Below are 25909 nucleotides of genomic sequence, written 5' to 3'. Positions count from 1 at the left end.
TCGTCCCTTCCTATACAAGCTCAGCAGGCTCTCCCACTTGCTTTATAAATTTTTTCGTCCGTTCGTTCTGCGGATTGTCAAACAGCTCTTCCGGTGTTCCCTGCTCGATAATGCGTCCGTCCGCCATAAAGATGACCTGGTCGGCCACTTCACGCGCAAAAGCCATCTCATGTGTGACGATGACCATGGTTGTCTGTTTTTCGGCAATTGATTTGATGACTTGAAGCACACCGGTTACAAGCTCAGGGTCAAGGGCCGAAGTCGGTTCATCCAGTAAAATCGCGTGAGGGTCAACTGCCAAGGCGCGAGCAATGCCGATCCGCTGCTGCTGCCCGCCTGACATCGTAATCGGGTAGCTGTCCGCTTTTTGCTCTAAACCGACTTGCCGCAATAGATCCATACCGATCTGTTCCGCTTCTTTTTTCGGTTTCTTTTGCGCGGTGATCAGCGCTTCTGTCACGTTTTGCAGCGCGGTTTTGTTTTTGAACAGGTTGTAATTCTGAAACACCATCGCCGTCTGCTGGCGAAGCTTGTGTACGTCTTTGCGCGAATAGGAAACTGCATTCAGCTTGGCATCACCGATTTCAATGATGCCGTCATCCGGGCGCTCCAGCAGATTCAGGCAGCGGAGGAGCGTTGATTTTCCCGAGCCGGACGGGCCGATAATGGCCGTGACTTCGCCGCTTTTGATCTCAAGATCGATCCCGTCAAGTACGGTAAGGTCTTTAAATGCTTTTCGAATATGTCTGACTTGTATCATCCTGAGCCTCCTCCTATGTGCGATAAGGCTTGCTGATCGCCCGTTCGAGCAGATCCTGCAGCACGCTGTAAATAATCGTAAGAATCCAGTACATGATCGCAACGGCTAAATACGTCTCAAAATATTTGAGATTGCCTGATGCGTACATTTTTCCTTGGGCGAACATCTCCATCACTCCTAATGTAAAGGCGAGCGATGTTTCTTTTAACAGCCCGATAAACGTATTTCCCGTCGCGGGAAGCGCGTTTCTGACGGCCTGCGGGAAAATGATCCGTCTGTATGCCTGTGATTTTGTCATTCCGACGGACAGGCAGGCTTCAAGCTGCCCCTCATCGACTGAGTTGAGCGCGGCGCGGAAAATTTCAGCGAGGTAGGCGGCATTTTTCAGGCTTAGCCCGATAATCGCCGCCGTTAACGCCGTCATCTTGCTCATTCCTGGGAACAGCTGAGGCAGTCCGTAATAAATTAAGAAAAGCTGGACGAGCGTCGGCACGCCCCGAAAAAATGAAATATACACCTTTGACAGCTGGTGAAGCACAGGAATACGATTTTTTGTTATAAGCGCTAATATAAGGCCGCCGATCACGGCAAATACCATGGCTGCGACGGCCATTAGTAATGTGATCGGCAGGGCTTCAATTAACGCGGGAAAAGCTGAAAACATAAATCCCCAATCAATGCTGTTCATTCTCGATTTTCACCGCCGTTTCTTAATGCTTTGCTTCCGTTGTGATATCTTCTTTAAAGTACTTTTCAGACAGCTTTTTCAGCGTGCCGTCTTTCCGCAGTTCTTCAATGGCTTTGTCTACTTTTTTGCGGATTTTATCGTGAGCCGCATCCTTCGCAAACGGGAAGGCGACTTTTTCATAGACAATCGGATCTCCTGCTAGTTTCAGAGGCAGGCCGGTCTTTTTGATCTGGGCGATCAGGACGCTGCGGCTGTTTACGTAAGCGTCAACGCGCCCGTAAGCCACGTCTTTCAGCGTGCCTTCTTGTGTTTCATACGTTTTAATGTTGATTTTTTTATCCGGGTCCTTGCTCTCAAGGTTTTTCGCATGGTTTGAGCCGAGAACGGCCGCCACTGTTTTTCCTTTTAGATCATTGACTGATTTGATGTCTTTGTTATCGTCTTTGACGACGATTTGAGTGCCCGCATACGAATACGGTTCTGTGAAGTTATACGTTTTCTTGCGTTCGTCCGTGACAGCGACCTGGTTTGAGATGGTGTCGAGTTTGCCGGTCTGGAGCTCTCCCATCAGGCCGCTGAATTCGAGCAGCTTCCAGTCCAGTTTCATGTTGATTTTTTTCGCAACGGCTTCCATGACATCCACGTCAAAGCCGGTCAGCTTGCCGTTTTCTTTATATGCGAACGGATAGCTTTGCCCCGTGGCGCCGACATGCAGCACGTTATCGCCGCCTTCGCTTTCTTTGCCGTTACCGCATGCTGATAAGACCGCCAGAAGAGCGGCAGACAGCAGCAAAGCCCATGTTTTCTTCTTCATTGAAATCCCGCCTTTTCCTATTTCTATGTTAATCGTGCAATTGTTTTTTTAAATAGATGGTGATGTGCCCTTTTCCTAAATCCTTTTCGCCTGCGCGGACGTAGCCTTTCCGCTCGTACATGCCGATCAGCCACGGATGCTTGTCCGCTGTGCCCAATGATACGAAGGGCGCTTTTAATGTATCGCGGAGCACTGTATTCTCCAGCCACTCCAGCATGTCTGAGCCCGTCCCTTTTTTTCCGGTTTCAGGGTCGACGGCGAACCACCAAATATGAGGGACACCGTACGGACCGGGATTCGGCCCCCACGGCATCCGCAAAGAAATCGTCGCCACGATGCGTCCGTCTTCCTCCAGAACGTAACAGGTGTTTTTTTGTATGTTATTCAAAACGAGCTCTTTATCCGCCGTTGCCGCGGCAAAGTTGATGCCGAGCTTGCGGATCGGTTCATATGCCCTCAGTGTCAGTGAAAGCAGTTCATCAGCGTCCGCTTCAGTTGCGAGCCGGTATCGTTTTGACATAATGAGCCCTCCTTTAATCAGCATATCGGTTTGCCGGTTTTTCCAGTCCGAAATGTTCTCTCAGCGTCGTTCCTTCATACTCTTTTCTGAACACGCCCCGTTCTTGTAAAATCGGAATCACTTTGTCTACAAAAAGAGTGAGACCTTCAGGCAGCAGCGGCGGCATGATGTTGAAGCCGTCACAAGCTTGTTTTTCGACCCATTCCTCCATCTTATCGGCAAGCTGTTCAGGCGTTCCGACAAAGATGTGATGGCCTCTTGAACCCGCCACATATTTGTACAGCTCGCGGATGGTCATGTTATCGCGTTTGGCCATCTCCTGAACGAGCTTGAACCGGCTTTTAACGGCATTTGACGCTTCCGCATCCAATTCAGGCAGCGGGCCGTCAAGCGGGTAAGCGGAAAGATCGACGCCGCCCAGATAGTTTTGCAGAATGGTCAGGCCGACAGACGGGATGATGAGGTCTTGAAGCTCTTCATATTTGGCCCGCGCTTCTTCTTCGGTATCGGCGATAACGGGAAAAATCCCCGGCATGATCGCGATTTTTTCAGGATCCCGGCCGTAAGAAGCCGCTTGTTCTTTAATAGATTGATAGAATTCCTGAGCAGATTCCAGATGATTTTGCGCGGTAAAAATGACCTCGGCAGTTTTGGCTGCCAGCGCCTTTCCGTCTCCTGATGAGCCAGCCTGAATAATGACCGGGCGCCCTTGAGGTGTGCGGGCGACATTCAACGGCCCTCTCACTGAAAAATAGGTTCCTTTATGATTCAATTCATGCATTTTGTCTTTTTCGAAAAATGTCCCTGACTCTTTGTCGCGGATAAAGGCGTCTTCCTCCCACGAATCCCATAATCCTTTGACGACTTCCACGAATTCTTCCGCGCGCTGATATCTGAGATGATGCTCAAGATGCGTTTCGCTGCTGAAATTAAGCGCGGTCGATTCAATTGATGATGTGACGACATTCCAGCCCGCGCGGCCGTTGGAAAGATGATCCAGCGATGCAAATTGTCTCGCGATATGGAACGGTTCGCTGTATGTGGTAGACGCGGTCGCCGTCAGACCGATGCGGGATGTGACCTGAGCCAGCGCCGACAGCAGGGTAAACGGCTCAAAGCGCGTCAGCACATTCGGATGCGATTTGCTGTCTATTGATAAACTGTCCGCCAAAAACAGCATGTCCAATTTCCCCCGCTCCGCTGTTTTCGCCAGTTCTTTGAAATAATCCAAATTCATGCTCGCGTCCGCCGGCGCCTCAGGATGTCTCCAAGAGGCGACATGATGGCCGGTGCCTGCGAGAAACACACCGAGTTTGATTTCTTTTTTCTTTGTCATGACGATCTCCTTCTATAATGAAATACGGTGCGGAACATATTAACACCACTAAACCTATATTTCCTATTAAATTTATAAGAATAAATCAAAATGTACAATTGTCAGGCAAGTTTGTCAATGCATTAAGAAAAAAATCATGATTTTAAAAATAACCCGGCGCACCGGCCGGGTTATTTCTTCGAAACTGTATAGACGCTCCCTTTGACTTTTTTCTTGATGACGGCAATGATAAGCAGCAAGACGGGGAACAGCACTTGAAAAGGAAGATGAATATATATCGGGACAATTTTTAACCCTTCGTTCATGTGTTCCGACAAATTGCTTGCGATGCTGATGGAGAGAATCAGCACCCCCAACCCGACCGGGAAGGCCAGCTGGGACGGATTTTTTTCTTTAAACAGCGTGGACACGCCCACGACAACCGCATATGTAAAGAGGCTGACTTTGAAAAAACCGCCGATGACGAGCACGAGCATGAAAAAGACATCCAGCCGGTCTAAAAACTCTTCCACTTTAATCGTCTGTATGGTGCTCAGCAGCGGGAATTGAGAGCGGAGCATTAAGTTGACGTCAAGCACACAAATATTAATCGCCACTGACATCGCCAAAAACAGACCGCTGATGATAATCGCCAGAACCCCTGTTTTCTTCACCTTTTTCCGATCTTTTAAGTAGGGGAATATCATGACAAACACAATCAATTCACCGAACGGGATGAACATGGTCTGTTTAAATACGGAATAAATGACCGTCCCCATCCCGTCCGCTAAAACAGGCTGGAGAAATCTCAGGTTTATCGTGCCGGAGCTGATAATGAGGATCAGCCCGATGGCCGTCAGGAAATACATAATGCTAAACAGCAGCTCGCCGGCTCTCGCTATGACTTCAATTCCCTTTCTGACTGCAAATATCGCGGCGAGCATCAGCATGCCATTCACAATTAGAAGGGGCGTGTCCTGATATGCGAAGGTGACAAGCATTTCGCCAAAATCCCTCAATATGCGGGCGGCGATATAAGCAAAATAGAGAATATAAAGAAGAGAGACCGCCCAGCTCAGATGCCTGCCGATCAGTTCGGTCATGTAATCTCTCGGAGAGGACTCAGGAAAATATTGATACAGCGCCTGATATACGTAGAAAAGTCCGAGACCGGTAACGCACCCGAGAAGCACGGACAGCCATGCATCCCGCCCCGCCATCGTGCCCGGCGGGATCAATAACGAACTGCCCAATTCAAACAAAATGATCATCACAAACAGCTGGCGTGTGCCGATTTTCGCATTTTCCATACGCTTCGCTCCTTTCTCCTCAAATCAATCGTGATCAAGCTTGTCTGAGAGAGGGTTATTCCGCAAGCCCGTTCTTCTGATAATGACTTCCGTTTTTACGTCCACGGGGAGGTTGGGGAAAATTTCTTCATCCCACTTCCCTTCGAGCTTTTTCCATTTGTCCGGATGTTTCCGATAGATCAGGTCTCCGAACCCGACGAAATCATTCTTATGGGCTTTAATATCTTCAAGTGATTTGGTGATATCTCTATCAAGCTGCGTGCTGAGCGCCTTTTGCATGACCATGATCACTTTCGGATCAGACAGATGGAAAGGGTATCTGACAGCGTCCACCAGCCCTTCAACCTGAGCACGAACGTGAATATGCGGTTTTCCGTCCTGAAAAGTAGCCGTCACCTTTGTATTCTGACGGGTGACCTGCAGACTGATTGCATGCTTCACGTTCTTCCAATCCGCATTGATAAACGTATGCTTGATTTTGTTCAGCAGCCATACAGCGCCGACACTGTCGTCATCCTCAATCCAGTAATCCAGTCTCCCATCCTTTTTGAACACTGCCAGTCCGTCCGCTGACAGCACCGCTTTCGGTTCAGTCGTCTGCGTATTTTCCATCGTAGGGCCGGCTTTATCGTCTCCGTGCATTTCATAACCCGGTATAAACGGCGACCCGGTCGGAGAAGCAAGATCAATCAGAACGTCCTGAAGGCTTGTTTTCACGACTCTGCCGTATTGTTCCTGTGTGAAGCTGAGCGTCTTGTTCACTTTATTGGAAGGGATTTTATCAATCGGCGTCAGCACTTTAATAATGTCTTCAGCATTGCAATTATGCGCAATAACCGCGGTTGCGGTTGTTCTGAATTCGGTATCACGATCAAGATTGTCCAGAATAAAATTGAGTCCTTCCTCTTTCGCGAGCTTTTCACTGAACACCACAAGATTCGTATGCGCAAAATAGAGCCTTCTGGACACCTTCATCGAGGCTTTTCTCAAAGCCTCCGTCATATTGTCTCCGGACACGGAATAGACGGAAACCGGCGGCCGGTCTCCCGCTCCGCCGCCCTGCAGGCCGCCGGCTACGTTTCCCGGGTTGATAATCTGAAAGTGAAGGACATATTTTCCCGATTCGGTACGGTCAATACCGATGGCGGAGATTACGGCCAAATCGGTCAGCTCTCTTTTATCCCAGCATCCTGATACAAACATAAGGGAAACCATCGTACAAAGGAGGAGTATCCATTTACGTCTTTTCATTGCCGCCGCCCTCTTCTACATCTTTATTAACCATTCCTCTGGAGGTCTCCGGTTTCGGTCTTTGATGTTCTCCTTGGCGCCTGTTGTTTTTCTGCACAAGCAGCCCCGGCCTTTTTTCATCCGCCCATAACGGAGCGCGGAAAATGGAATCCTTCAGCCCGCCCGGGGTCAAAGGAGCGAGCGGGGACATATACGGAAAACCGAACGAACGCAGTCCGCACAGATGGACAAACATTATGATAATGCCCAGAATCAGCCCGTAAAATCCCATGACGGCCGCGATCAGAATAAAGACAAACCGGATCAGGCGCGCAGATATCGCCATGTCAAAAGCAGGAGTCGCAAAGCTGGCAATCGCCGTCAGCGCGACAACGATCACCATGGCCGGGGAGACGATGCCGGCCTGTACAGCAGCCTGGCCGATGACAAGCGCTCCGACAATGGAAACGGCGGAGCCGACCACTCTCGGAAGACGGACACCCGCTTCCCTGAGAATCTCGAAGGCCACTTCCATCGTCAGCGCTTCAATTACGGCCGGGAACGGCACGGTCTCCCGCTGGGCCGCGATGACGATCAGCAGCTGCGTCGGAATCATTTCTTGATGAAAGGTCGTCGCCGCCACGTAAATCCCCGGCGCCACCAGCGAAATGAAGAAAATCAAAACCCGAAGCAGCCGGATGCTCGTAGCGATATCAAATCGGGAATAATAATCCTCAACCGATTGAAAAAATTGGATGAATAAGGCCGGGGCGATAAGAACAAACGGCGTTCCGTCCACAATAATCGCAAATCTTCCCTCCAGCAGATTCCCCGCCACAACGTCCGGCCGTTCCGTATGATACACAGTGGGAAATACGGAAAACGGCGCGTCTTCAATAAGCTGTTCAATGTAGCCGGATTCAAGAATGCTGTCGATGTCAATGTGCTTCAGCCGTCTGCGGACTTCCTTAACCAGCTTTTTTTCACAGATTCCGTTAATATACATCAGCGCGACGTCCGTATTCGTTTCGTGCCCGATCTCCATTTTTTCCACCCATACATCAGGATTTTTTACATACCTGCGGATCATGGAAATATTGGTTTGCAGGGATTCAGTGAATCCCTGCCGCGGTCCGCGGAAGGACACCTGGGTGCTCGGTTCTTCAATGGACCGTTGCTCTCCCCCTTCCGTGCTGGCGATCAGCGCCTTGTCAGCCCCGTCGACAAAAATGAGCGTGCTGCCCGCCACCAGCCCGGCATAAAGGCTTTTCCATTTCTCTTCCTCTTTTACTCCGCCGATCGCAAGCGTTTTTTCATATATCAGGCAGACAGCCTGTTCCGGCTGAACGGACGGGATGTCAATTAAATCCTCCAGCAAGGATTGGCTGATAAGCTGCTCGTCTACCAAACCGGCGATATACACGATCGCAGCCGGAAGCTCTTCTTTTCCGATTTTCAGCCGGCGGATGACGACATCGGCACTGTTGCCGAATCTCTCAGACAGCTTCTTCATATTTTCCTTTAAGCTGATGGAGATCGGCTCTTCCCGCTCTTTATCTGATTTGGTTTCCGCTTCTTTTCTGTCTTCATTGTCACCGTTCTTTTGATCGTCTTTTTTTCGTTTCTTCTGCTTAAAAAATGGCGGCATATCGCAAAAAACCTTTCCTTGTTTTTTTCATATTCTTCCTGTACAGCAAAAGATTATGCACGGCGGATAGTCTGTATAAGTTTTGCGTAATCGAAAAGGATAAAAAGGGAGAGTGATGCGCATGAAAATATTGGGGGTTTCAATTTTTTTGCTGGCTTCCTGTCTGATGATTTCGATAGGAATGGATATGCTGCAAGGATTCAGTCTCTATGGAGCGGTTCGAAACAACCTGTCCGCTTTTAAATTGATGACCTTCTCAGAATGGCTGATGCTGTTTTTCTTCGCCCTCTTTTTAATGAAAGAAATGCTGGCTTTATATAAATCAGGTAAAAAAGATGCCTGACAGACGCACGTCTGTATGGTGTCAAAAAAGAACACATCCCTCCCTTTGTCGGAGTTCATGTGTTCTTTTTATTTTTCCGGCGGGGATTGTTTTCAGATGACGATATTTCCGATTTCCGTATCTGTCGTGTGTTTCACAATGATGCCTTTGATAATGCAATTGCCGATAATTTTGGTGCTTGCCGAGGAACTGGTTTGGATGGCGGAAGCAGAAGCGGCGGAAAGGTTGTTGATGGTATTTCCCGAAATGAGGGAATTGGAGGCACCGTTCAAATAGATGCCGATCGGGCTGCCCGCCGTTCGGTTGATCGTGATCGTATTGTCTATGACTTCATGCGTGCCTGAGTTCAGATACACGGTAACGATAAGCGGTGATGATTCAAAGCGGTTGCCGATGACAGAGGTCCCTGAGGATGTTGAACTGAAAATGGGGTAGTTTTTGTAGCTTTTGAAGAGATTTCCCTTGATGACGGCCCTGGCGTCATTTGTAACAGATACGGCATAGGACTCCGCGGCGCCCTGAAACGCATTCGGGATGAGCGTATTTCCTTCAATGACGGCATTTCCGCCTGTGACCCATATGCCCCGGCTGAATGATTTCAGCACATTCTGTTTTACGGTGATATTGCCGGCTGACATGCTGATTCCGTCTGTTACCTGATTCAGTGTGTTATTCATAAAGACGGCGTTGTCCGAGAGCGTCGCCCGCATCCCCGTGCTTCGTCTCGTTTCGGAACGTCCGTTTTCAATGACATTGCCGTCAACGGTCACATCTTCCGCCTGATAGACGGAAATACCCGCATTTTCAAATTGATTGATTTTGTTGTGAGTGACGAGGACGCTTTTTCCTCTTACATCTATTCCCGTGGAAAAACCGGTAATCAGATTGTTGGAAATGACGGCATTGCTGCTGTCCTGCCCTTGGGAGACACCTTGTCCGGCGATTCCGGTCCTTGAGCCGCCGTTTGACCAAAAGAGAACATTCCCGGAAATGACGGTATGTGCGCTGTATCCGTAGCTGATTGTGTTGTCGGAATGATTTCCTTCAATTAACACATTATATCCGTTAAAGTTGGTGACTGAGCTTGCGGCGTTTCCGTAAAAGAAGTTGTTTCGGATGGTGATGTGAAGAGCCTCTTCATAATCAACATCGCCTTCTCCGTACGATTCAATGTCGATTCCGAATTTCGGAGCCGTTCCGTTCCCTTGCCCGGCGTCTTCGATCACGCATTCTTCCACCGTAATGGTATTGCAGCCGGTGATTGAAATGTTGTTCCGTCTTGACTCCCTGATCTCACAGCGGCGGATGGTCACATGTTCTGATGTTTCGTAATCACTGTTTGTTTTTAAACCGAGCGGGCTGACAATAATGCCGTCTCCCGTAAAATTCGATATTTTCACATTTTCGATCAGCACATTGCTGCTGCCTTCAATACAGATGCCAAACCCCCATTCATGAGTCGACCGTAAAGGAACATTGGTATACGTGTGTTCATCCCGTTCCCCGATGATGCGGCCGCCGGTGATGGTGACATTTTCCCGCCTGCCTATATAGAAAGCCGAATAACCCCAGGAGCTGTTCGGCGACACTTTAATCGTGCATTCCGGATCCATGATGATGGAGAGATGGCTCGGCACATTAATTCCCGCGTTCCTAAACGGCTGGCTTTTGTCACCGCCAAGCGTGCCGTTGATTTTATATGTTCCGGGCGGAAAAAACACCGTATGACTGCCCTCGCTGACAGCCTTGGCCAAGCATTGATTGATGGCGGCCGTCACATCGGCAGTCCCGTCTGCTGCCACACCGCAATCCGTTATATCTAAAATACGATTCGGCAAGTAATAATCTCCTCCTTCCTCTCTTATTTCATCTTATTCCGTCATAATCCGCTCCGCCTGTACATACTTTAAATTTTATTAAAAAAGTTTATATAGATAGTTTAGTCAGATTATATGACAAAATAAGCCATTGGAATTAGGAAAATCCATCTATATTCAACGTTTTAATATCTTTTCATTCTGGAATTTTTTGAATTCAGTATAAATTATATTGACACAAGTATTATATAAGAATATGATTTTTGTAATACACTTTTTTAAGAAAGGGTTGGCTCAGGTGGCATCTATTGAAAAGGAATCTATAACAGAAACTGTGCCGCAACGAGGCTTTTTCGGTCATCCCCGCGGCCTGTTCACACTGTTTTTTACTGAATTTTGGGAGCGTTTCTCCTACTATGGTATGAGAGCTATACTGCTTTACTATTTATACACGGAAGTCGCTCATGGCGGTCTCGGATTTGATAAAACCACCGCAGTTGCCATCATGTCCATATACGGGTCTCTCGTATACATGTCGAGCGTCATCGGCGGGTGGCTGGCCGACCGGGTATTCGGTACGGCAAACACCGTTTTTTACGGCGGAATTTTAATTATGTTCGGGCACATTGCTCTTGCCTTCCCTGGCAGCACGGCGGCGTTTTTTACCAGCATGACTCTGATCATTATCGGAACCGGCCTGCTTAAACCAAACGTATCCAGCGTTGTCGGAGCTTTATATACGAAGGAAGACGAGCGCCGCGACTCAGGTTTCAGTATCTTTTACATGGGAATCAACCTCGGCGGATTGCTTGCGCCGCTAATTGTCGGAACACTCGGACAGAAGTACAACTACCACTTAGGCTTCGGATGCGCCGCGGCCGGTATGTTCCTCGGACTGATTGTTTTCGCTCTTACGAGAAAGAAATACCTCGGCAAAGCAGGCTCCAATGTACCGAATCCGATTTCTAAATCATCAGTGATCGGAACGGGAATCGGAATTATCATCGCAGCAGCGATTATCATCGTTCTGATTCAAACCGGCTGGCTGACGATCCAGCGTGTGATTGACATCGTCAGTATCCTCGGCATTGCCATTCCGGTTGTTTACTTTATTGTGATGTTCATGAGCAAAAAAGCGACAAAAACGGAAAAATCACGGCTTGCAGCTTATATTCCGCTGTTTATTGCGGCGGTTATGTTCTGGGCGATTCAGGAACAGGGCGCGACGATTCTTGCTTTATATGCCGATCAGCGCACGAGACTTTCTTTTGCGGGCATACATCTTGAGTCATCATGGTTCCAGTCTCTGAACCCATTATTCATCGTCATTTTCGCACCGGTGTTCGCTTGGATCTGGCTGAAGCTCGGCAAACGCCAGCCTTCAACACCGATTAAATTCGCGATTGGCATTATTCTTGCCGGACTGTCATTTTTAGTCATGGTGCTTCCGGTTATGGGCGGAAGCGGCGAGCTTGTGAGCCCGCTTTGGCTTGTGCTCAGCTTCCTTTTGGTTGTGCTTGGTGAGCTTTGTCTTTCACCGGTCGGTTTATCCGTCACAACGAAGCTCGCGCCTGCCGCCTTCTCAGCGCAGACCATGAGCATGTGGTTCTTAACAAACGCCTGCGGTCAAGCCCTGAACGCAAAAGTAGTCGGTTTGTTTGATAAGGTTTCTGAAGCGGCCTACTTCGGCTCAATCGGTCTTATTTCGATCATTCTCGGTATTATTTTAGTACTTCTTTCTCCTGTTATTAAACGGGCGATGAAAGGCGTACAATAACTAAAAAAGCCTGCGGACGGTTCCGCAGGCTTTTTTTTGTGCGTCTATCGTTTTAATTCCTCAAGCGTTTCGCTCCACCTCTTCAGGACACCTTCCGGCTCGTGAAGACGGATGACCGGTCCGGATGTCAGATCCGCGTATTTCGCCCGATCTTCCTTGACGGTGATCACGCGGCAGCTGAACCGCTCCCTTTCGTATTTCGCCTCTTTCAGCGGCGGAAGCGCCGCACATTCCAATGTCACGTAATATGCGGCTCCTCCGTGCCAAGCGATGAAAAGAGCTTGTCCCGAATGCAGCAGGCTGTTTACGGTCGTCGTGTTTTTCCATAAGGCGAGCCGGAGATTTGTGCGGCTTACAGCCACTATTTCACCGGCGCTGATCATGGCCGCGTGCGGACGGCCTTCTTTTGTCACGGATTGCAGCACAAATGCGTCGTGCTGTTTTTTTTCAAGCTCCGTTCCGTCTAAAAGCGTGTAAAGCGCCGCCGGCAAGTGCTCCGTCAGCATTACGCTTTTCTTTCCGGGACAGCGGGAACATGTGTGGCCGTCTCCGTTTCTTTCGGATCAATTTTAAATGCTGGGTTGAATGCCGCCGGATTGGTGATGCTTTCCGGTTCACAGGATCTCCATGTGAAAAAGCAGGTTTGGCATTGGTATATTTCCCAAGCGCCTTTGACCGGCGATTGGCTGACGGTTTCTCCTTTTTTCGATTCACAGCGCGGGCATGTTTTCATAGCAAACTCATCCTTTCTTATTGATTCATTAAGTCCATCAGTTTTTGTTCCCACTCTTTCGTTGTCAGCGGAGAATCAAGCGGCTGCGAATAATGGCCTCTTGTTTCCGGCGCGACAGGCGTCGTGGCGTCAAGAATCATTTTGTGTGTCATCCCAGCCGGATCGGATCCCGGGTCAAGCGGAAGGACGGACAGGTCAGGAATGATGACTGCGTCGTGTTTCGGATGCATTTTCGTTGAGAGCGCCCACATGACTTGCGGGAGGTTAAACGGATCGACATCCTCATCCACGACAATGACCATTTTGCAGTAGCCGAGTCCGTGCGGCGTCGTCAGGGCGCGCATGCCGACCGCCTTGGCAAAGCCGCCGTAGCGTGTTTTCGTTGAAATGATGGCGATCAGGCCGTGCGTATACATCGCGTTGACGGCGACGATTTCGTTCGGGTAGGCTTCCTTCAGCTGCTGGTAAAGCGGCACGCACGTATTAATGCCGATCATATAATCGCACTCCGTCCACGGCATGCCTAAGTATAAATGTTCAAAGATCGGATTGTTTCTATGATATACCCGTTTGATTTTGATGACCGGCATGCTGCGGCCGCCTGAATAATGGCCCGTGAACTCACCGAAAGGGCCTTCGTATTCCCGTTCTCCCGCAAGGATCTCTCCTTCCAGAACAACTTCGGCGCCCCAAGGAATGTCTAAATCGGACAGCTTAGATTTGACGATTCTGTAGGGCTCCCCTTGAATCGCGCCGGCCATTTCATACTCGGATTGATCGTATAGCAGCGGAGTTGACGCGGCCGTCGTAATCACCGGCTCACAGCCGAGCGCGATTGTAACAGGAAGATTGACGCCGCGTTCTTCAGCCTGGCGAAGATGAATCGCAATATCATGCTGAGGCACCGGCTGAATGCCGAGGCGGTCTTTTCCCTTCACCTGCATTCTGTAAATGCCGACATTCTGCTTGCCGAAATTGTCCGGATCTTCAAGATCGCGGGAAATGACGCACGCTTTATCCAAGTAATACCCGCCGTCCCCCTGGTTGATTCTGAATAGCGGAAGGATGTCAAAAAGGTTGATGTCCTCAGTAATTTCATTTTCATGAAACGGCGCGGTTTCTTCACGTTTGACCGCTACCGGGAATGAATCGTACCGTTTGGCGAACTCAAAGAATTGTTCTTTTACAGGCGTATCTTTCGGCATGCCCAGCATCATCGCGTGATTCGGCCATGAGCCGATGACATTCAGGGCGACCTGCGCATGGTGATGTCCGTAAATATTGTTAAACAAAAGCGCGGGGGTTTTATCCCCGAGGTTGCTGGCTGCACGCGCGGCGGCGCCCAGATCCGGCTCCGGTTTTACCTCTTCGTTGACTGTCAGCAGCTGCCCTTCTTTTTCAAGAGCGGCGAGAAATTCCCTAAAATCCTGATAGGCCATTATCAGATTCCTCCTTTTTGTTTTTCAATTCCGTACCACCGTTTCGCTTCCGGCAGACGGATCCCAAACTGGTCGAGCGTCCGGAACACGATGTGGTCGATCAATTCGTCCATGTCAGCCGGCTTGTTGTAAAAGGCCGGCATCGGCGGAAGAATGACGGAACCCATTTTTGTAAGCGCTAGCATATTTTCTAAATGAATTTGGCTGAGCGGCGTTTCTCTTGTCAGCAGCACAAGTTTTTTCCTCTCTTTCAGGATGACGTCTGCCGCTCTTGTCAGCAGATTGTCAGCCATTCCGGTGCGGATGCTTGCAAGTGATTTCATGCTGCACGGAGCGATGATCATCCCGTCCGTTTCAAACGAGCCGCTTGAAATCGCCGCCGCCTGGTCTTTGTGAGAATACGTATAGGACGCCAGTTTCTCGACATCTTTTAACGTATAATCGGTTTCATGTGTGATGGTGACATTTGCCCAAGGTGACACGACAAGATGGGTTTCGATCTCCGCGGCTTTTAAATATTCTAAAAGCCTGATCCCGAATATGGCCCCCGTAGCCCCGGTCATTCCGATGACGAGCTTCATATTGACCCTCCTTTACGCTTGAAATATGGTGTCAAAACCATCATACTCCTGATATATCCATATGAAAAATATTCGTTAAATCTATGTATCATACTTTAAAGGTATAAAATAAAGGAGCGTTGTTCATGGATATCAGGCAATTGCGTTATTTCGTCACCATCGCCCAAGAGCAGAAAATCACGACGGCCGCCAAAAAGCTTCATATGGCGCAGCCGCCGTTAAGCAGACAGCTGAAACAGCTGGAAGATGAATTGGGCGTCATCCTGTTTGACCGCAATAAAAAGAAACAAATGACCCTTACATATGAAGGAAATGTCTTTTTGAAAAGAGCAAAAGAGATTCTTCATAAGTTTGAGGACGCCATTATCGAGGTACAAGAGCTGAAGGAGGAAGTGGCCGGCACGCTTGCCGTAGGGTCAACCATTTACTGCGCCGCGCTCATGCTTGAAAAAGTGTCACAGATGAAAGAACGGTATCCGCATCTTACCTTTAACATTTGGGAAGATGAACCCGTCTCACTGCTGGAGCTATTGGAATCCAGACAGATTGACGCCGCCGTCACCACCACCTTGATTAAAAACGACGGCATTGAATCGAAGGAACTTGAAGACATTCCGTGCGTCTTGGTGCTGTCCGAGCATACGAAACGTCTGTGCGGTGAAACGATTAAACTGAATGACATCGCCTCTTTGCCTCTGATCCTTTTGCGCACCGTCAATGGAAGGGGTGTGTATGATCAAGTCCTCCATGTTTGTGAACAGTACGATCTCGACCTACGGGTTGTCTGTGAATGCCATGATTCCGCGACGCTCTTGAGCCTCGTATCATCAGGATTCGGCGCCACGATTCTGCCTTTGACGATGATTCCCGTCCATATGCGTTCGCATGTCAAAACGGTTATCATCGAGGACAACCCGTTTGTCATGACGCCGGCCGTCATCTGGAGAAAAGACAGCTATCTCCCGAAGCCGGTCAGACAGTTTTTGGAATTATTTTGATCGTGAAACACGAAGATTTCACACTCATGAAAACCAATTACTTGACTCATACTAAAAAAAAGTTATCCTTTACAATTGGGAGCTATTTTTTCTCAATAAAACTACTCAGAAAAGTGGGGAATAAAGAAGATGAAAAAAGCATTGTTCGCTTTATTCATGATGGTCAGCATCGCGGTGCTTGCAGCCTGCGGAAACTCACAGGGCAGCGGATCTAAGTCAAAAGACAGCGATCTTTGGGCTTCTGTCAAGAAAAAAGGCGTACTGACCGTCGGTACAGAAGGAACGTACGAACCGTTTACCTTCCATGATAAAAAGACTGATAAACTGACCGGATATGATGTGGAAGTGATTCAAGAAGTCGCGAAACGTCTCGGTCTGAAAGCTGACTTCAAAGAAACGCAATGGGACAGCATGTTTGCCGGTTTAAACTCGAAACGGTTTGACGTCGTCGCCAACCAAGTCGGCAAAACAGGCCGTGAGAACCAATATGATTTTTCTGATAAATACACAACGTCAAATGCTGTCGTCGTGACGAAAAAAGACAGCACGATTGCGAAAGAAGCTGATGTCAAAGGAAAAACAGCGGCTCAGTCATTAACAAGCAATTACAATAAATTAGCGAAAGATGCCGGCGCGAAAGTTGAAGGCGTTGAAGGCATGGCGCAATCCCTTCAGCTCATTCAGCAGGGCCGCGCTGATCTGACTTACAACGATAAACTTGCCGTACTGAACTACTTAAAAACGTCCGGCAATAAAAACGTGAAAATCGCGTTTGAAGCAGGCCAGCCGCAGCAGACATATTTCGCATTCCGAAAAGGAAGCGGCGAACTTGTGACTCACGTCAACAAAGCGTTAAAAGACATGAAAGAGGACGGGACTCTTTCTAAAATAGCTAAAAAATGGTTCGGCGAAGATGTTTCTAAGTAACATGCCCGAGCCGGTGATTGCGGCAGCCATTCCTTGGGACCTGGTGCAGCAGTCATTCTGGCCGATTCTTTCCGGGGGAATCTATTACTCGATTCCCCTTACTATTCTTTCCTTTATTTTCGGAATGATCATCGCGCTGATTACGGCGCTCGCCAGAATGTCAAATATGAAACCATTGAGATGGGTGTTCAGCGTATACGTATCAGCAGTGCGCGGCACTCCTCTTCTCGTTCAATTGTTCATCATTTTTTATCTGTTCCCGACCTTTAATATTACGCTGGACCCTTTCCCAAGCGCAGTCATCGCGTTTTCATTAAACGTGGGCGCCTATGCTTCTGAAATCATCCGGGCATCTATTTCATCCGTGCCGAAAGGGCAATGGGAAGCCGGTTATACGATCGGCATGACCTATCGCAAGACATTGTTCCGCGTGATCCTGCCGCAGGCGTTTCGCGTGTCCATTCCGCCATTATCAAATACATTTATCAGCCTGATCAAGGATACATCTCTCGCGTCACAGATTCTCGTCGCAGAGCTGTTCAGAAAAGCGCAGGAGATCGGCGCGCAAAACCTTGATCAAATCTTGGTCATCTATATTGAAGCCGCCTTTATTTATTGGATCATCTGCTTCTTGCTGTCAATCGTACAGCATGTGATCGAACGGCGTCTCGACCGTTATGTGGCCAAATAAGGAGGTTTCGATATGCTTTCCGTCAAAGGATTGAATAAATCATTCGGCCAGAATGAAATTTTAAAAACGATAGATATGGAGATAGAAAAAGGGAAAGTCATCGCCATTCTGGGACCGTCCGGTTCAGGAAAAACGACGCTCCTGCGCTGTCTGAACGCGCTTGAGATCCCCAACCGCGGCGAACTGGCATTCTCCGATTTTTCTATAGATTTCTCTAAAAAAGTGAAGCAGGCTGATATCCTCCGCCTCCGCCGCAAATCAGGCATGGTCTTTCAGGCGTATCATCTGTTTCCTCACCGTACGGCGCTTGAAAACGTCATGGAAGGACCCATTCAAGTGCAAAAACGCGACAAGGAGCAAGTCAGAAAAGAAGCGATGGAGCTTCTTGAAAAAGTCGGGCTGAAAGACAAAATGAACTTATACCCGTTCCAGCTTTCCGGCGGTCAGCAGCAGCGTGTCGGCATCGCCCGCGCGCTTGCGATTCAGCCCGAGCTGATGCTGTTTGACGAACCGACGTCAGCGCTTGATCCTGAGCTGGTCGGCGAGGTGCTTAAAGTCATTAAGGATTTGGCGAACGAAGGGTGGACGATGGTTGTCGTCACGCACGAAATCAAATTCGCGCAGGAAGTGGCCGATGAAGTCATCTTCATTGACGGCGGCGTCATTGTGGAACAAGGACCGCCGGCCCAAATTTTTTCCGCGCCGAAAGAAGAACGTACGCAGCGGTTCTTAAATCGTATACTGAATCCTTTGTAGGAGCCGGAGAAGAAGCGAAACACTGATTTCGCTTCTTCTTTTTTTCGGCGTTTATGCTACAATGACAATTAATGAGATTTTATGAAAGAAGGGACCTCTTTGAAGCGGGAATTCGTGATGCGCTGGACGTTTTATTTTGCCGGTCTGTTGATTTTGTCTTTCGGGGTATCTTTAACCATTAAAGGAAAAGCTCTCGGCATCAGCCCTTGGGATGCCTTTCATTATGGGCTTTTTCAGCATTTCGGGCTTTCCGTCGGCCAATGGTCCATCTTGGTCGGCGCGGTGATCGTCGTTTTAACCTGCCTGTTCACGAGGACGCTCCCGAAAATCGGCGCCATCTTGAATATGGTGCTGATGGGAATGTTTATTGATTTCTTTTCGTTTCTGCTTCCTGAGGCGCACGCTTTTTCCTTAGCAGCCGTGTTTTTCTCTTTCGGATTGCTGCTGATCGGCTGCGGCGTCGGGGTTTACGTATCAGCCGGGCTCGGTGCGGGCCCCCGGGACTCTCTGATGATGCTGATATCTGAAAAAACGGGCTGGAACGTGCAATGGGTGCGGAACGGCATTGAGCTGACGGTTCTGGCCGCAGCTTGGACGATGGGCGGACCGATCGGAGCCGGAACGATTATTACGGCGGTTTTGACGGGGCTGATTCTGCGCTTTTCTTTGCCGCAGTCCTCTAAACTGTTAACATATGCGATCTCAGGGCGGGCAACGTCCGTTCATTAAAAACAAAGCCGAAATGGTTTTGTTTTTTTATTTTCGGACAGCTTGCGTCTGATATGATAGGATGGTTTTGACAATATTTGCAGACGGAGGATCTGGACATGAAGATTTACGGAGTATATATGGACCGGCCGCTTTCTCCGGAAGAAGAAGATCGGATGATGGCGGCCGTGTCCGCCAATAAGCGGGAAAAATGCCGGCGCTTTTACCATAAGGAGGATGCTCACCGCACCTTGATCGGCGATATGCTGATCCGCACCGCCGCGGGGAAGGCTTACGGACTTGATCCGGCCGCGATTTCATTCAGCGTCCAGGAATACGGAAAACCGTATATCCCCGCGCTTCCGGACATGCACTTTAACATTTCCCACTCCGGGCGCTGGGTCGTGTGTGCCGTTGATTCAAAACCGATCGGCATTGATATTGAAAAAATGAAGCCCGGCACGATTGATATCGCCAAACGGTTTTTTTCGCCGACGGAATACAGTGATCTGCAAGCAAAACACCCTGACCGGCAGACCGATTATTTTTACCACCTGTGGTCGATGAAAGAAAGCTTTATCAAACAGGCCGGAAAAGGGCTTTCCCTGCCGCTTGATTCATTCAGCGTCCGCCTCAAAGACGACGGCCATGTGTCCATTGAGCTCCCGGACGGACATGAACCTTGTTTCATCCGCACATATGATGCGGACGAGGAATATAAGCTGGCCGTTTGTGCGGCTCATCCCAATTTTTGTGACGGAATTGAGATGAAAACGTATGAAGAGCTGCGGTAAAAATAGAAAAAGGAGGGTGTCCCCCTCCTTTTTTGTCAGCCTGATATTTCCGCCTGTTTCTGCAGCTGCTTTGCTTCTTGATAAATTTCTTCGAACAGATCCGCGATGTGTTCTTCTTCGACGCATGAAAATGCGATTCGCAAATCCGTCTCATTGATGGATATCGTCCCGATTCCTCTTTTTTCAAGCAATGAGACTCTCAATTCACCGGCGTTTATATCTTTCAGCCGGACACACATGAAATAGCCCGAGTTAAACGGATAAGGCGTCCATACGTCTTCATAGTGCTTGTTTTCTGCAAGAACGGCTTTTACTTTGTCAGCCCGTTTTTTCATAATGTTATATTTCAGCGATTTTTCTTTCTCGTACTCCGGTGACTGCATCGCCCGCAGCATAAACGTTTGGGAAGGGTGCGGGGCGCTTGAAATCGTCCCTCTGATAATCCCTTTTGTTTTTTCCTCGAGCACGCGCAGCGCTTTTTCGCTTTTTGTGCTGTACGTAATAAAACCGACGCGGAAGCCCCACGCGTAATTTTCCTTCGTCGCGCCGTCTATTTTCACGCAAAGCACCCGGTCGTGCACTTGGGCGAGTTTGCTGAAGATGGATTCCTGAATGGCCGTTTCATCGTAAAACAGATTGTAATACGCATCGTCTACGAGCACGACAATCTCTTTGCCGGCCTCCGCCGCCTCCAAGATCACGCTGACGATTTCTGACGCTTCCTCTTCTCCCGGCGTATAGCCTGTCGGATTATTCGGGAAATTCAGCACGACAATCGCCTTCTCTTCCTGCTTTTTCAGCAGCTCGGACAGCCCTGCCGCATTAAAACGCCCATCGTGCTGAAAGAGCGGGTACGTCTCAATAGATGCCTTGCGCCGGACACCGAAAATGAAGTTGTAATTCCCCCAATATTTATCAGGGAGAAGGAGCGTATCCCCTTCATTGACGAACAAGTCGGCGGCAATGCTCAGCCCGTGTGTCAAAGCGTTTGTCACGATCGGCGTGCTGATGTCTTTGCCGGCTAATGAAGGATTTTCGAGACGCATTTTTTTCAGCCATTCCTGTCTGAGCGGCTCTTTTCCCTGCGGCGGAGCATAATCGTAGATATCATCGGGGTTATAGGCGGACAATGTCTCTTGAATATGGGAAAAGTGCATGGACTCCCCTTGTGAGGTGGCGATTCCGATCGTGGCATTATACTTTCCGGCCTTGGCTTTCGCTTCCGCTGATTGCGTCAGCACCCCTTTCGGATAAAACAAATCTTTGCCCAAATCAGAAAGCATATGAAGCACGTACGGGTTTTCTTCAGATAATGTTCTGTTCAGCTCTTTTGCTGCATCATTCATGTACGACAATCCCTTCAAAATTATATTCCATCAAATCATAACATAAAATTTTTGATAAATGAGAAAACGATCGGGCAGATTTTGTTACAAAAAACAGACAGCGAATGCTGTCTGTCATAACCTATAACAATTGGCCTGCAGTGCTCCTGTTAATAATCTCATAGATTCGTTCCGCCACTTTTGCAGTTTCACTTAATATGAACATGTGGCCGTCCGAAAACTCGTGAAATACGGGATTTGCGGCCCATTTTTTCCATCCGTCCGCATCTTTGATACATTTTTTATCCTTCCGCCCATTAAAAATATGGACGGGTGATTGAATGGTGTGAAGATCAGACGGCCGGAAGCTTTCAAGCGCGCGGTAGTCGGATCTGAAAGAAGGCAGGAAAAATGACATGACCTCCTTATTTTCCACTAACTCCTGCGGCATTCCGCCAAGCTCGATAATATGGGCGAGAAATTTTTCATCATCAAGATGAGAAACCTTTTTCCTTTCCGCATGCGGCGGCTGAATGGCTGAGATGATCACGGCCTCAGGGTAAATGCCTTCCCGCTCCAGCTTTTGCGCCAGCCTGAAAGCGACCATGCCTCCCATACTGTGCCCGAACAGCACAAACGGACGGTCAGGACGGAGATTCAGCTCCTGCTTGTACAAGCTGACGAGCTGTTCAAAATCCTCAACGGCGGACATTTGATTTGTCCCGTGTCCAGGCGGTTCCGCGGCAAGCATCTCACATTCACCTTGGAGATAGGTGTGGAGCGGGCGGAATGATGCTGAATAGCCTCCTGCGAACGGAAAACAGATGAGCTGCGTTTTTTCTGTGGTATCGAACGATTTAAAGAGCTGGACCATTAGCGGCTTCCTCCTTGTCTATCGTGAAGTTGTCAGCTTCAGATGTTCATTTCTTAGGAATTCGAGCAAAAATGCCGCATTCCTTTCGAGACATTCACCCTGAAGCATTTCTGCGTGAGTGCCGCAGCCTTTTTTCACACGGTATTCACCTGCCGTAGCTTCCTCCCACGAAGCGAGCCACGGCGGCATCGCAAAGTCCGGTTCTGATGTTAATAGATCTATGTCCGCATTGACGGTGCCGGTGCTGACGGCATGCACGAAATAAGAATAAAATGCATTTGTTTTTTTGGCGAGTCCTTCTTTGACGGCTTCGTTATTCAGTGCTTCATTGTCCCTGTTTACCTTCATCAGCGCCTCGACATCACTTTCTACGGTGCGGCCTTCCAAGTCGCTGACGCCTTGTTTTTTATAGGAATCAACCATGATCAGCCGCTCCACTTTACGTCCTTCGGCTTCAAGCCGTTTGGCGGTTTCAAAGGCGAGCGTGCATCCTGCCGAGTATCCGAACAGCTTGACCGGGCCTTCCGGCTGCAGCTGATTGATCAGCTCTGTGTAGCGTTCGATACGGCTGTCTTCCTCGATAAAATCGAACGCGCAGATTCTATAGCCGGACAGATGTTTTGCCAGCGGCTGGTACATCAGCCCGTAACCGAGAACAGGCGGGAACGCAAACAGTGTGTCAGACTGATTTTTATTCATGATGGTGAGGTCTTTCATCCCTTTTTCTTCACCGTGAATCAGATAATCGGCAATGCCTGCGATTGTCGGCGCTTCGAACAACAGCTTCACCGGGATATCCGTACCGAGCTCTTTTTTAATACGGGACGCAGCCGTCATCGCTTTTAAGGAGTGCCCGCCGAGTGCAAAGAAATCATCATGAATGCCTATCTGCTGTCTGCCGAGAATTTCGGACCAGATGTGTGCAATCATTTCTTCCGTCGCATTTCGGGGCCCAATCCATTCTTTCGCCAGCTGAGCGGGATCAGGTTTTGGCAGCATCCGTTTATTGACCTTCCCGTTTGTCGTTAAAGGAAGCTCCTCTAAGAAAGTAAAGGTTTGCGGCACCATGTAAGCAGGAAGCTGTTTTTTCAGGTGCCCTTTTACGTCTTCAGCTGACAGCTGCGCCCGGTTCACGAGGTAGGCGTTGATTGATGCATCTCCAGACTCGTGGCGGTCAACAACAACAACCGCATCTTTCACACCCGGATATTCCTGCAGCTGCTTTTCAATTTCTTCAAGCTCGATCCGGTGTCCGCGAATTTTGACCTGATCGTCAATTCGACCGGCGTATTCAATCGTCCCATCCGGCAGCCAGCGTGCCAAATCCCCTGTGCGGTAAAGCGTTTCTCCCGGCTTGAACGGATTTGGGATAAACATTTTCTCCGTCAGATCATGACGGTTCAGATACCCTTTTGATACACCCATTCCGCTGATGCACAGTTCACCGACAGCTCCAAATGGCTGAAGCTGATTTTGCTCGTTAAGAATATAAACACTGGCATTGCTGATCGGCTTTCCGATCGGCAATGAAGAGATGGAATCCGGTAAATCATGCACGACGTGAGCTGTCGCAAACACTGTTCCCTCAGTCGGCCCGTAGCAATTAATCAGCTTGCCCGGCCCCATGATCTTAAGCGCTTTTCTGACGTGAGGCACAGACGCGCGCTCACCTCCGAATAACACGCAGCGAAGCCCCCTCAGCCAATCCTCTCCCGCATCGGTGAGAAGATTGAAAAGTGCGGTCGTCGCAAACATGACATTGACATTCTCCTGCCGGATCAGATCAGTCAGCCGTTCTGTATCAAGCAGTGTCTGTTCATCTGCGATAATGAGCCGTGCCGCATTCAGTATTGACGCGTAGAAATCAAAGGTAAATGCGTCAAAGGCGTAATTCGAAACGGATAAGAACGTATCTTGTTCAGAAAATGCCATGTAGTCTACATGCTTGACCAATCCTTGAATATTGGCATGAGTGGTGATATTGCCCTTCGGCTTTCCGGTTGTGCCGGACGTATACATAATATATGCCGGATCATCGGGTTCAATTGCGGCTGCAGGGTTTCTTGCCTGCTCTTCGAATCGTGCAGGATCATCAATGAAGAGTGTTGTTCCTGTATACGGCAGCTGATCCGCTTTTTCTTTCATCTCCTGATGTGTCAGCAGACAGGCTGCATCACTGTCAGTCAGCATATACGAGATTCGGTCCTCCGGCAGCTTCGGATCAACCGGGAGATAAGCCGCTCCTGCTTTTAATACGCCGAGAATGCCGATCACCAGTTCAAGCGAGCGCTTCGTGTACAACGCGACAACGGTGTCTTTACCCGCACCTTGCTTTTGCAAACGGCGCGCAAGACGGTTCGCTTCCTCATCTAATTCGCGATAGGAAAGAGTCTGGCCGGAATACGTAAGCGCCGGCGCATCAGGATGAACATTCACCGCCTCTTTGAACCAATCCGTCAGAGGCTTCGCCTGATGGTTTTGAGCAGGCGGGTTTAAGCCTGTAAGCAGAAACTCTCTTTCCTTTTCATCAACAAGACTGATCGTATGAACAGGCTGATCCGGCTTCTGGATGAGCTGCTGAATCGCTGTGAGAAGCTGTGATTTTAAGCGCTGGATAAATGCCTCATCAAACACATTCTCATTATAGGCAAGCTTGATCAGCATCTCGTCTCCCGGGGAAGCCATCAGGTTGAGATCATAATTCGACTTCTCAAAAACATGGACATCCTCCATTTCAAAGCCGTTTTCATTGTTTTCTTCATTTTTTGCATCCTGAAGCGGATAATTTTCAAACACAATGATGTGGTCAATCAGCTTTGGCTGATCGGCCTGGCTTTGGATGTCATAGAGCGGCACGTATTGATGCGGCTCAGACTGCAGCGATTGTTCCTGCAGCTGCTTGAGCAATCCGTTAAATGTGGTATCCTCAGACAGTTTCACCCGCCTCGGGACAACATTGATAAACAGCCCGACCATATGTTCAACGCCTTTGATTTCTGCGGGACGCCCGGAAACGACTGTGCCGAAGATCAAATCGCCGGACTGCTGGTAGCGGCTGATTAATACACTCCACACTGCCTGCAGCGCCGTACTCAAAGTGGTATGCTGTGATTTTGCAAGCTCGTTAAACGCCTTTGTGTCCGCCTCCGGCAGTGAGAAGAGCAGCTCTTTCGGCTCATAGCCGTCCTTTTGTTTCTTTCTTTGCTCCGCAAATGTCGTTTGTCCTTCAAATTCCTCTAAGTACTCGCGCCAGTAATGCAGTGATGCTTGTTTATCCTGCTTTTCAAGCCATTTGATATAGTCCTTGTATGGTTTGACCGGCGGCAGGCTGTATGGCTTTTGTTCGCGCAGGGCATTGTATACCTTGAACAGATCCTGCACGACGATGCCAAAGCACCAGCCGTCCAAAATCATGTGATGATAGCTCCACACCCATTCAAAGCTTTCTTCAGCTTTTTTAAAAATAGCCGCACGCATCGGGATATCCCGCGTCAAATCAAACCCCTTGATTTTATCCTGTTCTTTGTATTCATTGATTTTGGCTGCTTGCTCGCTGCCCGGTAAGTGTGCCAGATCGATTTCTTCTATCTGAAACTGCCGTTTTTTCAATACGACTTGAACCGGCCTTTTTACTTTTTCGTGAATGAACACGGTACGAAATACATCGTACCGGTCCATGATCACATTCATGCTTTCTTCAAGGCATTTGATATTTAAGCTGCCTTTTACTTTCATTGTCATTTGTTCGATATAAAAGCTTTGGCCGGGATTCAGGAGAGTATGAAACAGCATTCCCTCCTGCATCGGCGACAAATAATACATGTCCTGAACTTGATCTTTTTTGAACTGGCTCATCTGCTC

General features: G+C 48.8%; 23 protein-coding genes and 1 pseudogene. 8 read left to right on the top strand and 16 right to left on the bottom strand.

From position 1 onward, the window contains the following. Positions 1 to 10: 10 nt before the first annotated feature. The 8 genes from ICW23_RS15445 to gerKA form a co-directional block, all read right to left on the bottom strand. The gene (locus tag ICW23_RS15445) at positions 11 to 760 is read right to left on the bottom strand and encodes an amino acid ABC transporter ATP-binding protein (protein ID WP_060963614.1); all 750 of its coding nucleotides are present in this window, start codon (positions 758 to 760) and stop codon (positions 11 to 13) included. 13 nt (positions 761 to 773) lie between these two features. Beyond that, the gene (locus tag ICW23_RS15440; RefSeq protein WP_016937270.1) at positions 774 to 1448 is read right to left on the bottom strand and encodes an amino acid ABC transporter permease; all 675 of its coding nucleotides are present in this window, start codon (positions 1446 to 1448) and stop codon (positions 774 to 776) included. Positions 1449 to 1470: 22 nt separating this feature from the next. Beyond that, positions 1471 to 2262, bottom strand: a complete 792-nt coding sequence (locus tag ICW23_RS15435; RefSeq protein ID WP_045926256.1) for an amino acid ABC transporter substrate-binding protein — start codon at positions 2260 to 2262, stop codon at positions 1471 to 1473. Between the two features lie 28 nt (positions 2263 to 2290). Further along, positions 2291 to 2782: a GNAT family N-acetyltransferase gene (locus ICW23_RS15430; protein WP_045926257.1), complete on the bottom strand. Its 492-nt coding sequence runs from the start codon at positions 2780 to 2782 to the stop codon at positions 2291 to 2293. 13 nt (positions 2783 to 2795) lie between these two features. Next, a complete protein-coding gene (locus ICW23_RS15425) occupies positions 2796 to 4118 on the bottom strand; it encodes an LLM class flavin-dependent oxidoreductase (RefSeq protein WP_045926258.1) in 1323 nt (440 codons plus the stop codon). A 170-nt stretch (positions 4119 to 4288) separates the two neighbouring features. Beyond that, complete coding sequence (locus ICW23_RS15420; protein WP_016937274.1) at positions 4289 to 5407, bottom strand: endospore germination permease GerKB; 1119 nt, start codon at positions 5405 to 5407, stop codon at positions 4289 to 4291. A gap of 24 nt (positions 5408 to 5431) precedes the next feature. After that, on the bottom strand, positions 5432 to 6658 hold the full coding sequence (locus ICW23_RS15415) for a Ger(x)C family spore germination protein (RefSeq protein ID WP_016937275.1): 1227 nt from the start codon (positions 6656 to 6658) through the stop codon (positions 5432 to 5434). Beyond that, positions 6645 to 8285, bottom strand: coding sequence for a spore germination protein GerKA (gerKA, locus tag ICW23_RS15410; RefSeq protein WP_188154743.1), 1641 nt, complete (start codon positions 8283 to 8285; stop codon positions 6645 to 6647). The genes ICW23_RS15415 and gerKA overlap by 14 nt, the downstream gene beginning before the upstream one ends. Before the next feature lie 121 nt (positions 8286 to 8406). On the opposite strand from gerKA, the gene ICW23_RS15405 reads away from it, so the two are divergent. After that, positions 8407 to 8628 carry a YczF family membrane protein gene (locus ICW23_RS15405; RefSeq protein ID WP_047476210.1) on the top strand — a complete coding sequence of 74 codons (222 nt, stop codon included), beginning with the start codon at positions 8407 to 8409 and terminating at the stop codon, positions 8626 to 8628. A 92-nt stretch (positions 8629 to 8720) separates the two neighbouring features. Here the strand turns inward: ICW23_RS15405 and ICW23_RS15400 are convergent, their stop codons facing one another. Then, positions 8721 to 10466 carry a right-handed parallel beta-helix repeat-containing protein gene (locus tag ICW23_RS15400; protein ID WP_188154742.1) on the bottom strand — a complete coding sequence of 582 codons (1746 nt, stop codon included), beginning with the start codon at positions 10464 to 10466 and terminating at the stop codon, positions 8721 to 8723. Between the two features lie 277 nt (positions 10467 to 10743). Between ICW23_RS15400 and ICW23_RS15395 the strand changes: the two genes are divergently transcribed. Continuing rightward, positions 10744 to 12222, top strand: a complete 1479-nt coding sequence (locus tag ICW23_RS15395) for a peptide MFS transporter (RefSeq protein WP_095242023.1) — start codon at positions 10744 to 10746, stop codon at positions 12220 to 12222. A 44-nt stretch (positions 12223 to 12266) separates the two neighbouring features. Here the strand turns inward: ICW23_RS15395 and ICW23_RS15390 are convergent, their stop codons facing one another. From ICW23_RS15390 to ICW23_RS15375, 4 genes and pseudogenes are all read right to left on the bottom strand, one after another. Next, complete coding sequence (locus ICW23_RS15390) at positions 12267 to 12728, bottom strand: hypothetical protein (RefSeq protein ID WP_016937280.1); 462 nt, start codon at positions 12726 to 12728, stop codon at positions 12267 to 12269. Beyond that, complete coding sequence (locus tag ICW23_RS15385) at positions 12728 to 12955, bottom strand: non-oxidative hydroxyarylic acid decarboxylases subunit D (RefSeq protein WP_016937281.1); 228 nt, start codon at positions 12953 to 12955, stop codon at positions 12728 to 12730. Before ICW23_RS15385 ends, ICW23_RS15390 begins: the two co-directional genes overlap by 1 nt. Positions 12956 to 12972: 17 nt before the next feature. Continuing rightward, positions 12973 to 14394 carry a phenolic acid decarboxylase BsdC gene (bsdC, locus tag ICW23_RS15380; protein ID WP_016937282.1) on the bottom strand — a complete coding sequence of 474 codons (1422 nt, stop codon included), beginning with the start codon at positions 14392 to 14394 and terminating at the stop codon, positions 12973 to 12975. Between the two features lie 2 nt (positions 14395 to 14396). Next, positions 14397 to 15016: pseudogene (locus tag ICW23_RS15375) on the bottom strand (non-oxidative hydroxyarylic acid decarboxylases subunit B). A gap of 84 nt (positions 15017 to 15100) precedes the next feature. Here ICW23_RS15375 and ICW23_RS15370 point away from each other — a divergent pair. The 6 genes from ICW23_RS15370 (at position 15101) to ICW23_RS15345 (ending at position 19849) form a co-directional block, all read left to right on the top strand. Next, positions 15101 to 15973, top strand: coding sequence for a transcriptional regulator BsdA (locus tag ICW23_RS15370; protein WP_045926264.1), 873 nt, complete (start codon positions 15101 to 15103; stop codon positions 15971 to 15973). Between the two features lie 129 nt (positions 15974 to 16102). Further along, complete coding sequence (tcyA, locus tag ICW23_RS15365; RefSeq protein WP_016937284.1) at positions 16103 to 16900, top strand: cystine ABC transporter substrate-binding lipoprotein TcyA; 798 nt, start codon at positions 16103 to 16105, stop codon at positions 16898 to 16900. Next, entirely contained in the window at positions 16887 to 17591 is a 705-nt protein-coding gene (locus ICW23_RS15360; protein ID WP_016937285.1) for an amino acid ABC transporter permease, read from the top strand. Before tcyA ends, ICW23_RS15360 begins: the two co-directional genes overlap by 14 nt. Positions 17592 to 17603: 12 nt before the next feature. Next, positions 17604 to 18347: a cystine ABC transporter ATP-binding protein TcyC gene (tcyC, locus tag ICW23_RS15355; RefSeq protein WP_060963627.1), complete on the top strand. Its 744-nt coding sequence runs from the start codon at positions 17604 to 17606 to the stop codon at positions 18345 to 18347. A gap of 99 nt (positions 18348 to 18446) precedes the next feature. Continuing rightward, on the top strand, positions 18447 to 19076 hold the full coding sequence (locus ICW23_RS15350) for a YczE/YyaS/YitT family protein (protein WP_016937287.1): 630 nt from the start codon (positions 18447 to 18449) through the stop codon (positions 19074 to 19076). Between the two features lie 98 nt (positions 19077 to 19174). Next, a complete protein-coding gene (locus ICW23_RS15345; RefSeq protein WP_016937288.1) occupies positions 19175 to 19849 on the top strand; it encodes a 4'-phosphopantetheinyl transferase family protein in 675 nt (224 codons plus the stop codon). Between the two features lie 35 nt (positions 19850 to 19884). Here ICW23_RS15345 and ICW23_RS15340 read toward each other — a convergent pair whose 3' ends face one another. The 3 genes from ICW23_RS15340 to srfAC form a co-directional block, all read right to left on the bottom strand. After that, the gene (locus tag ICW23_RS15340; protein WP_188154741.1) at positions 19885 to 21195 is read right to left on the bottom strand and encodes an aminotransferase class I/II-fold pyridoxal phosphate-dependent enzyme; all 1311 of its coding nucleotides are present in this window, start codon (positions 21193 to 21195) and stop codon (positions 19885 to 19887) included. 121 nt (positions 21196 to 21316) lie between these two features. Then, positions 21317 to 22048 carry a surfactin biosynthesis thioesterase SrfAD gene (gene srfAD / locus ICW23_RS15335; protein WP_016937291.1) on the bottom strand — a complete coding sequence of 244 codons (732 nt, stop codon included), beginning with the start codon at positions 22046 to 22048 and terminating at the stop codon, positions 21317 to 21319. A gap of 18 nt (positions 22049 to 22066) precedes the next feature. Continuing rightward, complete coding sequence (gene srfAC / locus ICW23_RS15330) at positions 22067 to 25903, bottom strand: surfactin non-ribosomal peptide synthetase SrfAC (RefSeq protein ID WP_188154740.1); 3837 nt, start codon at positions 25901 to 25903, stop codon at positions 22067 to 22069. Positions 25904 to 25909: the final 6 nt, after the last annotated feature.

This window comes from Bacillus sp. 1021 (assembly GCF_014534735.1).
GTDB lineage: Bacteria > Bacillota > Bacilli > Bacillales > Bacillaceae > Bacillus > Bacillus siamensis.
The sequence above is the reverse complement of the archived record's forward strand: the minus strand, read 5'-3'. Positions and strand labels throughout refer to the sequence as shown.

Excerpts from the sequence above, each read along its gene's own strand:
- tcyC (WP_060963627.1), top strand. The coding sequence starts at position 17,604 with ATGCTTTCCGTCAAAGGATTGAATAAATCATTCGGCCAGAATGAAATT.
- ICW23_RS15415 (WP_016937275.1), bottom strand. The coding sequence starts at position 6,658 with ATGAAAAGACGTAAATGGATACTCCTCCTTTGTACGATGGTTTCCCTT.
- ICW23_RS15420 (WP_016937274.1), bottom strand. The coding sequence starts at position 5,407 with ATGGAAAATGCGAAAATCGGCACACGCCAGCTGTTTGTGATGATCATT.
- ICW23_RS15425 (WP_045926258.1), bottom strand. The coding sequence starts at position 4,118 with ATGACAAAGAAAAAAGAAATCAAACTCGGTGTGTTTCTCGCAGGCACC.
- gerKA (WP_188154743.1), bottom strand. The coding sequence starts at position 8,285 with ATGCCGCCATTTTTTAAGCAGAAGAAACGAAAAAAAGACGATCAAAAG.
- ICW23_RS15440 (WP_016937270.1), bottom strand. The coding sequence starts at position 1,448 with ATGAACAGCATTGATTGGGGATTTATGTTTTCAGCTTTTCCCGCGTTA.
- ICW23_RS15385 (WP_016937281.1), bottom strand. The coding sequence starts at position 12,955 with ATGAAAACATGCCCGCGCTGTGAATCGAAAAAAGGAGAAACCGTCAGC.
- ICW23_RS15370 (WP_045926264.1), top strand. The coding sequence starts at position 15,101 with ATGGATATCAGGCAATTGCGTTATTTCGTCACCATCGCCCAAGAGCAG.
- ICW23_RS15435 (WP_045926256.1), bottom strand. The coding sequence starts at position 2,262 with ATGAAGAAGAAAACATGGGCTTTGCTGCTGTCTGCCGCTCTTCTGGCG.
- ICW23_RS15340 (WP_188154741.1), bottom strand. The coding sequence starts at position 21,195 with ATGAATGATGCAGCAAAAGAGCTGAACAGAACATTATCTGAAGAAAAC.
- tcyA (WP_016937284.1), top strand. The coding sequence starts at position 16,103 with ATGAAAAAAGCATTGTTCGCTTTATTCATGATGGTCAGCATCGCGGTG.
- ICW23_RS15445 (WP_060963614.1), bottom strand. The coding sequence starts at position 760 with ATGATACAAGTCAGACATATTCGAAAAGCATTTAAAGACCTTACCGTA.
- srfAD (WP_016937291.1), bottom strand. The coding sequence starts at position 22,048 with ATGGTCCAGCTCTTTAAATCGTTCGATACCACAGAAAAAACGCAGCTC.
- ICW23_RS15430 (WP_045926257.1), bottom strand. The coding sequence starts at position 2,782 with ATGTCAAAACGATACCGGCTCGCAACTGAAGCGGACGCTGATGAACTG.
- ICW23_RS15345 (WP_016937288.1), top strand. The coding sequence starts at position 19,175 with ATGAAGATTTACGGAGTATATATGGACCGGCCGCTTTCTCCGGAAGAA.
- bsdC (WP_016937282.1), bottom strand. The coding sequence starts at position 14,394 with ATGGCCTATCAGGATTTTAGGGAATTTCTCGCCGCTCTTGAAAAAGAA.
- ICW23_RS15360 (WP_016937285.1), top strand. The coding sequence starts at position 16,887 with ATGTTTCTAAGTAACATGCCCGAGCCGGTGATTGCGGCAGCCATTCCT.
- ICW23_RS15390 (WP_016937280.1), bottom strand. The coding sequence starts at position 12,728 with ATGCTGACGGAGCACTTGCCGGCGGCGCTTTACACGCTTTTAGACGGA.
- ICW23_RS15405 (WP_047476210.1), top strand. The coding sequence starts at position 8,407 with ATGAAAATATTGGGGGTTTCAATTTTTTTGCTGGCTTCCTGTCTGATG.
- srfAC (WP_188154740.1), bottom strand. The coding sequence starts at position 25,903 with ATGAGCCAGTTCAAAAAAGATCAAGTTCAGGACATGTATTATTTGTCG.